Origin of the sequence: Bacteroides ihuae (assembly GCF_900104585.1) — a bacterium.
GTDB lineage: Bacteria > Bacteroidota > Bacteroidia > Bacteroidales > Bacteroidaceae > Bacteroides > Bacteroides ihuae.
The window spans coordinates 107,587-120,660 of record NZ_FNVX01000006.1 but is presented as its reverse complement, the minus strand read 5'-3'; the positions used below and the strand labels follow the sequence as shown (position 1 = coordinate 120,660).

Genomic DNA, 13,074 nt, shown 5'->3' with positions numbered 1-13,074 from the left:
TTAAAATAAGATAATAGTCATGGGAAAAATTATTGGTATAGACTTAGGAACAACAAACTCTTGTGTTTCTGTATTCGAAGGAAATGAACCGGTTGTAATATCTAATAGTGAAGGTAAACGCACAACTCCTTCTATTGTAGCATTTATAGACGGAGGCGAACGTAAAGTGGGTGATCCTGCTAAGCGTCAGGCTATTACTAACTCTCAAAGAACAGTATATTCAATCAAACGTTTCATGGGAGAAAACTGGGACCAGGTGCAGAAAGAGATTGCACGTGTACCTTATAAAGTAGTAAAAGGCGAGAACAGTACACCGCGCGTTGAGATCGACGGACGTCTTTATACTCCGCAGGAAATCTCGGCCATGATTCTACAGAAGATGAAGAAGACTGCTGAAGATTATTTAGGTCAGGAAGTAACAGAGGCTGTTATTACAGTACCTGCTTACTTTAGCGACTCTCAGCGTCAGGCAACCAAAGAAGCCGGCCAGATCGCCGGATTGGATGTGAAACGTATTGTTAACGAACCAACTGCTGCTGCTTTGGCTTATGGTCTTGATAAGGCTCACAAAGATATGAAGATTGCTGTGTTCGACCTTGGTGGTGGTACATTCGATATCTCTATTCTTGAATTTGGTGGGGGTGTTTTCGAAGTTCTTTCTACGAATGGTGATACTCACCTTGGTGGTGATGATTTTGACCAAGTCGTTATTAACTGGTTAGTTCAGGAATTTAAGAATGATGAAGGTGCTGATCTTACTCAAGATCCGATGGCTTTGCAACGTTTGAAAGAAGCTGCTGAAAAAGCGAAGATTGAATTATCTTCATCTACCAGCACTGAGATCAACTTACCTTATATTATGCCGGTAGCAGGTGTGCCAAAGCATTTGGTTAAAACGTTGAGCCGTGCTAAATTTGAATCATTGGCTCATGAGTTGATTCAAGCTTGTCTTGAACCATGTAAGAAAGCCATGAAAGATGCTAGCTTGAGCAACTCTGATATTGACGAAGTAATCCTTGTTGGTGGTTCTTCACGTATACCTGCTGTGCAAAAATTAGTGGAAGATTTCTTTGGCAAAGCTCCTTCTAAAGGTGTGAATCCAGACGAAGTAGTGGCTGTAGGAGCTGCTGTACAGGGTGCTGTGTTGACAGATGAAATTAAAGGTGTGGTATTGCTTGATGTTACTCCATTATCAATGGGTATTGAAACCATGGGTGGTGTGATGACTAAATTGATTGATTCTAACACAACCATTCCTTGCAAGAAGAGTGAAACATTCTCTACTGCTGCTGATAACCAGACAGAAGTAACCATCCACGTGCTGCAAGGCGAACGTCCGATGGCATCTCAGAATAAGTCTATTGGTCAGTTTAACTTGACAGGAATTGCACCGGCTCGTCGTGGTATACCACAAATTGAAGTTGCGTTTGACATTGATGCGAATGGTATCTTGAAAGTATCTGCTAAAGATAAAGCGACCGGCAAAGAACAAGTAATTCGTATCGAAGCTTCAAGTGGCTTGAGCAAAGAAGAAATAGATAGAATGAAAGCTGAAGCTGAATCTAATGCTGAAGCAGATAAGAAAGAACGTGAAAAGATTGATAAGCTGAATCAGGCTGATAGCACAATCTTCCAGACAGAAAAGCAATTGGAAGAACTGGGAGATAAGTTGCCTGCTGACAAGAAAGCACCGATTGAAGCTGCTTTGGCTAAGTTGAAAGAAGCTCACAAAGCACAAGATGTTGCTGCTATTGATACTGCATTGGCAGAGGTTAATACTGCTTTCCAAACTGCAAGTGCCGAGATGTATGCTCAGAGTGGCGCACAAGGCGGAGCACAAGCTGGTCCGGACATGAACGGTAGTCAGGCCAACGAAGGCGATAGCAAGCAAGGTGAAAATATTCAAGATGCTGATTTTGAAGAAGTGAAATAACATCTTTGTATTGTATCAAAAAGAGGCTGATCTTTAATTAGATTAGCCTCTTTTTGCATAAATACGTATTATGTTTGGCTATGTGACTCAATTATCTTACTTTCGCGATACAAATGTAATACTACTATTTATGGAATGGTTTGAAGAGATAACCGCGCAGATTAGTTCGGCTTTGTGGGGATGGCCGATGATTATTTTACTTTTAGGTACTCATTTGTTTCTTACTATCAGATTACGTGTTCCTCAATTAAAAATATTTACGGCTATCCGTTTGTCTGTTGCCAAAGATAAAAATGCTGCTGGAGATGTGAGCCAGTTCGGTGCTTTAGCTACCTCTTTGGCAGCTACGATTGGTACGGGCAACATTGTAGGAGTAGCTACTGCTGTTGCTTTTGGGGGTCCGGGAGCAGTTCTCTGGTGTTGGATAACGGGAGTATTGGGAATCTCTACTAAATATGCAGAAGGCCTTTTAGCTATTAAATATCGTGTTCGTACGGCTAATGGAGAAATGCTCGGCGGGCCAATGTACGCTTTGGAGCGTGGATTAAATATGAAGTGGCTCGCTGTTCTTTTTTGCATCTTTACTGCTATTGCAGCTTTTGGCATTGGCAATACTGTTCAGGCTAATTCCATCTCAATGCTATTAAATGAAAGTTGGGGCATCTCGCCTCATCTCACGGGAGGTATCATTTGTCTTCTTTTAGCTTTAGTTATGTTGTTCGGGTTAAAAGGAATTTCAAACGTTTGTTCGGCATTGGTTCCTTTTATGGCGGCATTTTATGTGCTGGGTTGCATCATCATTCTTTGGATGAATGCTGCTTATCTGAAAGATACAGTTGCGTTAATCTTCGACTCGGCTTTTACTCCACAGGCTGCTGGTGGAGGATTCTTGGGAACCACGGTGATGATGGCGGCACGATATGGCATTGCTCGTGGACTTTTCTCTAATGAATCAGGATTAGGATCTGCTCCTATTGTAGCTGCGGCAGCCCGAACAAGAAACCCGGTGCGGCAAGCGTTGGTCTCATCTACGGGTACTTTCTGGGACACTGTTATTATCTGTGCTCTTACCGGACTTGTGCTGGTGAGTAGTATTATTGCTCATCCCGAGATAGATCATACGCAAGGTGGAGCACTTACTAAAATGGCATTTGGAAAGATTCCTTATTTTGGACCAATTATTCTTTCTGTTGGCATTGTTACTTTTGCTTTTTCCACCATTTTGGGTTGGTCATATTACGGAGAGAAAGCGATGGAATATTTAGGAGGAAAACGTTTAATCATCTATTATCGCATCGTATACATTGCTGCTGCTTACCTTGGGTCAGTGATGAACCTAACGTTGGTATGGAACATAGCCGATAGTATGAATGCTCTTATGGCTATTCCAAATTTAATTTCACTTCTCCTGCTTTCCGGAGTAGCGGTAAAAGAAACCCGCCGTTTCCTATGGTCCGGAAAGTTGGATGAAGATGCTACAGAAGAAGTGTGAATAAGTAGGTGTGGGTTATTCTACGCTTTTCAGCCAAGAAATTTCTTTTGTCCACAAGGTTTCGTCCGGAGTTTCCAAGATGATAGGCATATTGTCGAAGCGTGGGTCTTTCATCACTTTTTCGAAGAACTTATTTCCGATAAAGCCATAACCGATGCTGTCGTGCCTGTCTACGCGAGTACCAAGAGCTTTTTTAGAGTCATTTAAGTGGATGCCACGGAGGTACTTGAATCCAACGATCTCTTCAAAATCGTGAAATACTTGATCATAATCCGTTAAGAAATCGTAGCCTGCCGTAAAGGTGTGGCAAGTATCGAGGCAAACACCTACGCGTGATTTGTCTTCTACTCTGTCAATGATATGCTTCAAGTGCCAAAACTCATTTCCCAGATTACTTCCCTGTCCGGCAGTGTTCTCTATCACAGCAGTAACACCCTGAGTCTTTTCCAATACAATATTGATGCTTTCGGCAATGCGATTTAGTGATTCTTCGACAGCTATCTTATTTAGGTGGCTGCCCGGATGGAAATTCAGTAACTTCAATCCCAATTGCTCACAACGTTGCATCTCGTCTAGAAAAGCAGCACGGCTTTTGGTCAGTCCTTCCTCTTCTGGATGTCCCAGATTAATGAGGTAGCTATCGTGAGGTAGAATATATTCGGGCTGAAAGCCATATTTCGCACAATTTTCTTTAAAAAGGTTGATGTTCTCCTCTGTCAGCGGTTTACTAACCCATTGGCGTTGATTCTTAGTGAAAAGGGCGAAAGCAGTGGCCCCAATTTCATGTGCGTTGATCGGAGCAGACTCTACTCCTCCAGATGCGCTGACGTGTGCTCCGATATATTTCATACTATCTTCTTTTTTGTTTGCTGTAAATTTACTCAGAATATTGTTATCAACGCCTATGTTGCCGAAATTGTTTTAACCTTTCATTGCTTAAATGGATATAGGAAGAAAATAATGAGGGTTTTTCATAGGGTTTTTATTGTTTGGACGATCATATTAGTGAACCGGTTGATTATTCATCTTTAAAACAGTACAATTATGAAAACGAGATTATTAAAAACAACAGGGCTACTGCTTATGCTATTAGTCTTTGGAAGTGCATTCCCGGTATGGGCCGGTGATAGTTCAAGCTTTACCATTATAAATGGTGTGATTAAAGATAAGCAGACTAAAAAGAAATTGGAACAGGTCAGTGTTTCTATTCCCGGTACAGGTATAGGTACAGTGACTAATGCTGACGGCGTCTTCTCTCTTAAAATAGCCGATGATATTGATGCTACGACATTGGCAATCTCTCATATCGGGTATTTCAATCAGAGACTTGAAATAAAAGATCATGAAATGCAGGATGTGACGATCTTTTTGACTCCTAATTCTACAGTACTGCAAGAGGTTATTATTGAAGGTGCACAACCGTTAAAACTAGTAAGGGATGCCATTGCTCGAGTTGAACAGAATAATAGCTCAAGCGCAAATCTGCTTACTGGCTTTTACCGTGAAACGATAAAGAAGAAACGCAGCTATATCAATATTTCTGAGGCTATCATAAATATCTATAAGACCCCTTATACTCAAAGTGTTGACAAAGATAGAATACAAGTTTACAAAGGGCGCAGACTGCTTAGCCCCAAACTGAATGATACACTTGTAGTAAAACTGGCTGGAGGTCCTAACCTATCCATCTATCTGGATGTGGTGAAGAACCGTGACTTGATGCTCGATCTTTCTTCTCTTCCTTATTATCGATTTAGTATGGATCGATCGGTGATGATCAATGAACGTCCGCACTTTGTAGTCAACTTTGAACCGCAGGTAACTTTACCGTACGCGCTGTTCTATGGTAAACTGTATATAGATCAAAAGACTCTTACGTTCTCCCGGGCAGAATTGCATACTTCTATGGATGATAGAAATAAAGTAACTCAAGCTATCTTAAAAAAGAAACCATATAACTTACGCTTTAAACCGGAACAAATATCCTATCTGATCACTTACAAAGAAGATAAAGGGCGGAGCTACCTGAATTATATTCGCACGGAGTTTGACTTTAAGTGCGATTGGAAGCGCAAGCTTTTCTCTACAAACTATTCCGTAGTTTCTGAGATGGTAGTGACTGATAAAAAGGAACGTGATGTGGCCAGTATTCCTTATAAACTAACCTTTAACGAGAAGAACTCTTTATCTGACAAGGTAACTAGTTTCTATGATGAGAATTTCTGGGAAGACTATAATATCATAGAGCCTACCGTATCTCTAGAAGCGGCAGTAAATAAGCTAAAGAAGCACAAGTAAAGAATTCATATTTGTCATACTGTTTATTAAAGAAGTTTTTATATATTTGAAGGATTCAACTCAATTCTGATTTGGTTATGCTGGACGATTTATTCGTATTGAAAAAGATAAAGGAAGGAGATATAAAGACATTTGAAGATGTCTTTAGGCTCTATTACTCTCCCCTTTGCCTATATGCGTTCGGCATAACCGGTAGGAAAGATGCGGCGGAAGAGATTGTTCAGGACTTGTTTTATACTGTGTGGAAAGAACGTTGTAGCTTGCAAATATTGCGCTCTGTGAAGTCTTACTTATATGGTGCCGTTCGCAATCAATCACTTCAATACTGCGAGCATTTTAGTGTGCGTGAGCGCTATCGACAATCTGTTCTAGCTGAGAATGAAGTAATAACAGAACCTTCTCCGGAGGAGCAACTGGAGAATAAAGAATTGGAAGAAGTCATTAACCGGACGTTAAGAAAGCTGCCGGACAGACGTCGGCAGATATTCAGAATGCATCGTTTGGAGGGACTGAAATATAAAGAGATAGCAGAAAAGTTGTCTTTGTCTGTTAAGACAATCGAGGCTGAGATGACGAAAACCTATCAGGCATTGCGTGAGGAAATAGAAAGATATACTTATATATTATGACTTTAAGAGAAGAAAAAGAGAAAGTAACCAGTCGGGCTTGGGATAGCTTATATAAGCGTCTGGAAGAAGATGGACTGTTGGAACAAAGCCATAATACGACGAGGCAATGGACGATTCTTACGCCTGTAGTATGGAAGTGGGCGGCAAGCGTTGCAGTTTTACTTATTTGTGCAGTTTCGGTGTATGTAATGTATAATACCAATTCGCTGAAAGCCGACACGTTGGTGCTGAACAATGAAAAGGGGAAACCAACATTGGTCACTACGTTCGAGGATGGTTCAACTGTTTATTTAAGTGAGCAAACGTTACTAGAATATCCGAATCATTTTGCGGAAGATAAGAGGGAAGTGTTTTTGAAAGGTGATGCTTTCTTTGAAGTGAGCGGCAATCCGAAACGCCCTTTTATTATTGAAACAAAGACGGCCATCATCAAGGTGATAGGTACACGGTTTAATGTAAAAAGCAAAGATGAGGCTTCCTTCTCTCTCTCCGTGCGTAGTGGAGTGGTAGAGGTTACCTCTAAAAAGAATGGGGAGAGTACTCACGTTAGAGCAGGAGAGACGGTCATGCTGCAGTCCGACAAGCTACAAACTATGCAGACTCGTGATTTCGATCAATTTAATAGGTATCTTAAATATATTCATTTCAAGGATCAAACATTATCCAATGTTATACGGATAATAAATGAAACGACAGATTCGGTTCAGCTCAAGGTGGCCCCCGAATTGGGAGACAGACTATTGACAGTAACCTTCTCTAACGACTCTCCTTATACTATGGCCGAGCTTATTAGCATGGCTTTGAACCTACGACTATCTCAGCAACAAAATATTATTTATATCACTCAGCCAAAATAACAAAAATGAAACAGGCGGTTGGCTATATATTCTGTCGTTTCGTCGTCTTGTGGTGCCTTTTACTGTTGGTGGCACCTTTACAAGCCGATGATGGGGGAGGAGTGCTGGACCGTAAAATAAGAATTACCCAGAATAAGGGAACAAAGTATCAACTGCTGAGACATGTGTCCGAACAGTCAGGTTACTTCTTTGTGTATGATAGCCAGATTATCAACAATGACGAGGTAGTAAAGATACATAAGGGAGAGTACACCATACAGAATGCCATTTATGCGATAACGGGAAATAATGCCCTCAAAATCAGTTTACTGGGAAGTCATATCTTACTGAGTTTGCCGGTGGCAGAACAGAAGGAGGTGATTCACTATAAGGAAAAGCCACACGATAAATTCCTTACTCTCAAGGGTAGGGTGTACGATGCCTTATCAAAAGAAGTGATTCCTTACGTCTCTGTTAGTATGAGTAATGGGTCTATTGGTTCAATAACCAACCAAGATGGCGAGTTTAAGTTGGTGATTCCCGATTCTTTAAGCCACTCTTCCATAAAGTTGTCTCATGTTGGTTATCTAAATGAAGAGGTGAAGGCTTCTGCCTTGGTTGACAGATATACAGAAATCTTGTTAGAGCCCAAGGTCATATCTTTGCAAGAAGTCGTTGTTCGGGCTGTTAATCCTTTGCACGTGTTGCAGAAGATGCAAGACGAGCGTGAACGAAATTATTCCTCTGTTCCGGTTTATCTGACCACTTTCTATCGGGAAGTAATAGAACATAAGAAAAAGAACATAGACCTGACCGAGGCTGTACTGAAGGTTTATAAAAACGCTTATAGGAAGATCTCTACAATGGACCAGGTAAAACTGATCAAGATGCGGCGCGTGTTTAAGAAGCAAGAGAGCGACACTATTTTTACGAAGATGAAGTCGGGCGTTAAGTCTAGTTTAACATTAGACATAATTAAGGAAATGCCTGATTTCCTGACACCTAAAACTGGCGAATCGACTTTTGTCTATCGATATACTGATATTAGCGAGATAGATAAAAGGCGAATATATATAATTTCTTTCGAGCAAAACAAGGATATAACAGAACCTTTATATAAGGGGCAATTGTATATTGATACAGAGAATTATGCTTTGTTAGAAGCTCACTTTGAGATAAACCCCATTTATGCGGAAAAGGCGACGGACATATTTGTAGAGAAGAAGAGTCACGACTACAAGCTAACGCTTAAGCGTGCAGCATATACGGTCTCTTATAAACCCTCAGCCGATGGTGTTTACTACGTTAATCATGTTCGAGGTGATCTTGAATTTAAAGTGAAACGGAAACATCGCTTCTTTAGTACTTCGTTAAATCTTTGGTTCGAGATGGTTACTTGCAAGACTGATTTAGAAAATGTAAGAGGCTTTTCTCGCAGTGAACGTCTATCTACCCGAAATGTTTTTTCGGAGACGAAGTATGAGTATGACGCTAACTTTTGGGAACACTTCAATGTGATTGTTCCCGAAGACGAGTTAAAGGATTTGATTATAAATAATCTCGGAGAAGTAACTACAGCACCGGTGCCGGATGAGGATGCGAATGAAGAATAGCTTAAACAAGAATTTTATTGCTTAAACGCTTGACTTTTGTTTTGTAATGTAGTATATTTGTAAGCGTAATCATAAAGTATATTCAAATTATAATACACTAAAAGGGAGAAGTTGCTACTTCTCCCTTTTTTCTTGGGCATATGCTTCAAACGACCTCATTGCAAGGTGGAAAACAGTTGAAAGAACGGTTTAGTTGGGTCAACTGCACGGTTCTTTCACTCCATAAGACGGTTTCTCTTCACTCAAATGCTTATTTGTTTTCGGAGAAATGCCTAAAGGAAAATACTTTTTCTCTTTTTGTTATCCTCAAAGCTCCTTTTCTTTTCGGAGCCTGCTTACTCGGTTAATTAACCATAATTCATCTCTTGACAAGAATAAGCTTCATGTAAGGTTGTTTGTACTAGGAAATAAAAAGCTAATTTTGCAAGAGAACTAAATAGATCATAATTATGTCATACTGTAGCTACATACCAACCATGTCCGAGCCTAGTCGCTCCTTACATCAGAACTACCACAATAATCATTACGGCTTTCCGATACATGATGATAATGAATTGTTCGGTAGGTTAATCCTCGAGATCAATCAAGCAGGTTTAAGTTGGGAAACAATATTGAAAAAAGAGATCTCCTTCAGAAGTGCTTATGATAATTTTGATATTCAAAGAATTGCGGCATATACGGAAATAGAGAGAGAACGTTTACTCAATGATCCCGGTATTATTCGAAACCGATTGAAAATAAATGCAGCCATTGAAAATGCCAAGACTATAGTGGGCTTGCAAAAAGAATATGGCTCCTTTGAAAAATGGCTCGAGCAAAACCACCCGAAGACAAAGGAGGAATGGGTGAAACTCTTCAAGAAGACATTCAAATTCACCGGAGGAGAAATTGTCGGCGAGTTTTTAATGAGCATTGGTTATCTAGATGGAGCACACGACTCTTCCTGTCCGGTGCATCAGGAGATACTTAAATCTAAACCGATGTGGCTGCTTAAATAATTGAAATAAAGAAAGCCCTATCCTAATTACGGATATAAAATAATCCCACCCGGAAACCAATCATTAAGAAGAAAAGTGTCCGGATGGGATTCTTGTTTTTGTGTAAGCGTGTAGTTTCTTAGGCCAAATTACCTATTTCACTGATGTTCTTTTCTATATCGGCATCTGTCAGCGAATAGTTTACCAGATTACCTGACAGATATTGGTCATAAGATGGCATGTCGATCAGCCCATGACCAGATAAATTAAAGAGAATCACCTTCTCCTCACCCGTTTCTTTGCATTTATTGGCTTCGTTAATGGTGGCAGCGATGGCATGACACGATTCCGGAGCGGGAATAATACCTTCGACCTGAGCAAAGAGGCATCCGGCTTCGAATGATTCCAATTGTTGAATGTCGACTGCTTCCATCAGCCCGTCTTTTAAGAGTTGAGAAACAATAACTCCTGCACCATGATAGCGCAAGCCACCTGCATGAATATTGGCAGGGGAGAAGTTGTGTCCCAATGTGAACATGGGTAGCAATGGAGTGTATCCGGCTTCGTCACCGAAATCATATTGAAACTTACCTCGCGTGAGTTTAGGACAAGAGGCTGGTTCGGCGGCAATATATCGTGTCTTCTTTCCTTCTAATATGGTATGGCGCATGAAGGGGAATGAAATACCTCCAAAGTTTGATCCGCCGCCAAAGCAACCGATGATCATATCCGGATATTCTCCCGTCATCTCCATTTGTTTTTCTGCTTCCAGTCCAATAATCGTTTGGTGCAAAGTGACGTGGCTCAGTACAGAGCCAAGAGTATACTTGCAGTTTGGCGTACTCTGGGCCAGTTCGATAGCTTCAGAAATAGCAGTACCCAAAGAACCCTGATAGTTAGGGTGAGCAGTCAGAATGTTTTTTCCCGCACGGGTCGACATGGATGGTGAAGCGGTTACCTGAGCGCCAAAAGTCTGCATGACACTCCGACGATAAGGTTTTTGCTCATAGCTGATCTTTACTTGATAGACTGCAGCCTCCAGCCCGAAAACCTTAGCAGCGTAAGCCAATGCAGCTCCCCATTGTCCTGCACCTGTTTCAGTGGTAACGTTTGTTACCCCCTCTTTCTTGCAGTAGTAAGCCTGCGCCAGCGCTGAGTTCAACTTATGAGAACCTATTGGACTAACACTCTCATTCTTAAAATATATGTGTGCAGGAGTACCTAATGCCTTCTCTAATCCGTAAGCTCTTACGAGTGGAGTACTGCGATAGTACTTATACATCTCGCGCACCTCTTCCGGAATTTCAATCCACTGATCAGTCATGTTTAATTCCTGCTTGCATAGTTCTTCGGCAAAGATTGGATAAAGATCTTCTGCCTTAAGAGGTTGCTTTGTTCCCGGATGCAACGGAGGCATAGGCTTATTAACCATATCGGCTTGAATGTTATACCAATAACGTGGAATCTCCTCCTCAGGCAGCATGAATCTTTTTGTTTTATTGCTCATAATACTATAATTTAATGTTTTTGAACTCAAATGTAGCCATTATTTTTATTATTGATATTAAAATGCTCAAAAACCTCTCTTTAAGAGTCTCGTTTTCAAATGTGCATCAGTTCCTTTATTTAGAAGTTTCTCTCATTTTATTGATAAATAGGTTTTTTATGCTCTACAATCGCATTGAAGTGAACGATGGTCCGTAAGCAAAAAAATGTTTTTGCCTGCGGATTTGTGGCTCTATCATTTTTGCTATAACTTGCCAACGTTTATCAGTTGGCTGGTAAAATGATGAATGAAAGATGTCTCTATGATTGATCCTCAATATTTAGAGAGGATAATATTCATGAATATTGCTTATTGATAACGTCTTGCTAAATTTAATATATTTTTTAGTAAATGTAAGTAGCCAATGAAGAAGAATGATTTTATTAGTTTTATGTATTCAGTTATTGATGAGCTTGAGGCAGGTAATTATCACGGTACTGCTCATGTCTATAAGAGTAGTTTGAGCATTTTTTTGAGGTTTCTGCAAAAGAAATCTTTTGACTTTAAAAAAAATACGCCGGATCTGCTGAAATGCTTTGAGGATTATATGAGGAAACGGCAACACAGTTGGAATACTATTTCCACATATCTGCGGACTATACGGGCAACTTATAACCGGGCAGTGGATAGGTCTTTGGCTCCTTATGTTCCCCGTTTGTTTAAACATGTGTATACAGGCACTCGGGCGGATAAGAAAAGAGCTTTGGATGTGAAAGATATGTCTTTTGTATTTCAAACTTTAAAGACGCAAAAGATGCCTGAGGCGTTAAGGCGCTCTCAGGGATTATTTGTTTTGATGTTTATGCTTAGGGGATTGCCCTTTGTAGATCTTGTGTATTTGCAGAAGAAGGATTTAAATGGAAATGTTCTTACCTATAGGCGTAGAAAAACAGGGAGACTATTAACGGTTATAATTCCACAAGAAGCCATGCTCATAATGAGCGAATATATGGACAAAAATACGAATTCTCCTTATTTGTTTTCATTTCTCAAAGGAGAAGAAAATTCGGAGCAAGCTTATCAGGTGTATCAATTAGCTCTGCGAAATTTCAACCATCAGCTGTCACTGCTATCTCAAGAACTTCAGCTTGGTTGTAACTTAAGTTCGTATACGGCAAGACATACTTGGGCTACATTAGCTTATTATTGCAATATACATCCAGACGTTATTTCCGAAGCAATGGGACATTCTTCGATAGCAGTTACAGAAACTTATTTGAAGCCTTTTAGTCAAAATAGAATAAAAGAGGCGAATGAGAAGATTATCTTATCTATTCAAGGATATTGTTGAATTGTATCTCATTAATAATTAGCCGTTACTTTGTAGGTAACGGAAACACAACCAGATTATATCTTTAAAGGCGTTTTGAGATAAAATTTCACATGAAAAGGCATTTTCTGCACATAGAAAGGCAACAACTCTTTTCTCCATATTTATATATTTAAACATGGAGAAGATTTCTTGTGACCATAGCGAAGATAGGAGTTTAATAGAGACTAGTTAAGAATGGCCTTACCCTTATTAACAGGATAGCTTTTTGTTTTTTCTATAAAAAACATGAAAATAGTCTTGCTTAATTCATATTATATGTTCATATTTGCATTCGGTTGTGTTTCCGTTACCTACAAAGTAACGGAGAAAATACTCCTAATTGATATTTTTGAATTATGTATAGAAATCATAAGGCAATGAAGAAAGGTTTTTTACAGTTTTGGTTTTCTGTAAATAGAGATATTTACATAGAACTTT

General features: G+C 39.9%; 10 protein-coding genes. 8 read left to right on the top strand and 2 right to left on the bottom strand.

What is annotated here, in order from left to right:
- Nucleotides 1-19: 19 nt before the first annotated feature.
- On the top strand, nt 20-1,933 hold the full coding sequence (gene dnaK, locus BQ5338_RS11325; RefSeq protein WP_071146972.1) for a molecular chaperone DnaK: 1,914 nt from the start codon (nt 20-22) through the stop codon (nt 1,931-1,933).
- A gap of 130 nt (nt 1,934-2,063) precedes the next feature.
- A complete protein-coding gene (locus BQ5338_RS11320; protein WP_071147831.1) occupies nt 2,064-3,425 on the top strand; it encodes an alanine/glycine:cation symporter family protein in 1,362 nt (453 codons plus the stop codon).
- 15 nt (nt 3,426-3,440) lie between these two features.
- On the opposite strand, the gene nfo is transcribed toward BQ5338_RS11320, so the two are convergent.
- Nucleotides 3,441-4,274 carry a deoxyribonuclease IV gene (nfo, locus tag BQ5338_RS11315; RefSeq protein WP_071146971.1) on the bottom strand — a complete coding sequence of 278 codons (834 nt, stop codon included), beginning with the start codon at nt 4,272-4,274 and terminating at the stop codon, nt 3,441-3,443.
- A gap of 195 nt (nt 4,275-4,469) precedes the next feature.
- Here nfo and BQ5338_RS11310 point away from each other — a divergent pair, with 195 nt between their 5' ends.
- The 5 genes from BQ5338_RS11310 to BQ5338_RS11290 all read left to right on the top strand — a co-directional run bounded on the left by BQ5338_RS11310 (nt 4,470) and on the right by BQ5338_RS11290 (nt 9,799).
- Nucleotides 4,470-5,723, top strand: coding sequence for a carboxypeptidase-like regulatory domain-containing protein (locus BQ5338_RS11310; RefSeq protein ID WP_071146970.1), 1,254 nt, complete (start codon nt 4,470-4,472; stop codon nt 5,721-5,723).
- A 77-nt stretch (nt 5,724-5,800) separates the two neighbouring features.
- Nucleotides 5,801-6,352 (top strand): RNA polymerase sigma-70 factor, encoded by a 552-nt coding sequence (locus BQ5338_RS11305; protein WP_071146969.1) that lies wholly within the window; start codon nt 5,801-5,803, stop codon nt 6,350-6,352.
- Nucleotides 6,349-7,209: a FecR family protein gene (locus BQ5338_RS11300; RefSeq protein ID WP_071146968.1), complete on the top strand. Its 861-nt coding sequence runs from the start codon at nt 6,349-6,351 to the stop codon at nt 7,207-7,209. Before BQ5338_RS11305 ends, BQ5338_RS11300 begins: the two co-directional genes overlap by 4 nt.
- 5 nt (nt 7,210-7,214) lie before the next feature.
- Entirely contained in the window at nt 7,215-8,801 is a 1,587-nt protein-coding gene (locus BQ5338_RS11295; protein ID WP_071146967.1) for a carboxypeptidase-like regulatory domain-containing protein, read from the top strand.
- Between the two features lie 449 nt (nt 8,802-9,250).
- The gene (locus BQ5338_RS11290; RefSeq protein ID WP_071146966.1) at nt 9,251-9,799 is read left to right on the top strand and encodes a DNA-3-methyladenine glycosylase I; all 549 of its coding nucleotides are present in this window, start codon (nt 9,251-9,253) and stop codon (nt 9,797-9,799) included.
- Nucleotides 9,800-9,917: 118 nt separating this feature from the next.
- On the opposite strand, the gene BQ5338_RS11285 is transcribed toward BQ5338_RS11290, so the two are convergent.
- The gene (locus tag BQ5338_RS11285) at nt 9,918-11,285 is read right to left on the bottom strand and encodes a TrpB-like pyridoxal phosphate-dependent enzyme (protein ID WP_071146965.1); all 1,368 of its coding nucleotides are present in this window, start codon (nt 11,283-11,285) and stop codon (nt 9,918-9,920) included.
- 403 nt (nt 11,286-11,688) lie between these two features.
- On the opposite strand from BQ5338_RS11285, the gene BQ5338_RS11275 reads away from it, so the two are divergent.
- Nucleotides 11,689-12,615 carry a tyrosine-type recombinase/integrase gene (locus BQ5338_RS11275; RefSeq protein ID WP_071146963.1) on the top strand — a complete coding sequence of 309 codons (927 nt, stop codon included), beginning with the start codon at nt 11,689-11,691 and terminating at the stop codon, nt 12,613-12,615.
- Nucleotides 12,616-13,074 lie beyond the last annotated feature (459 nt).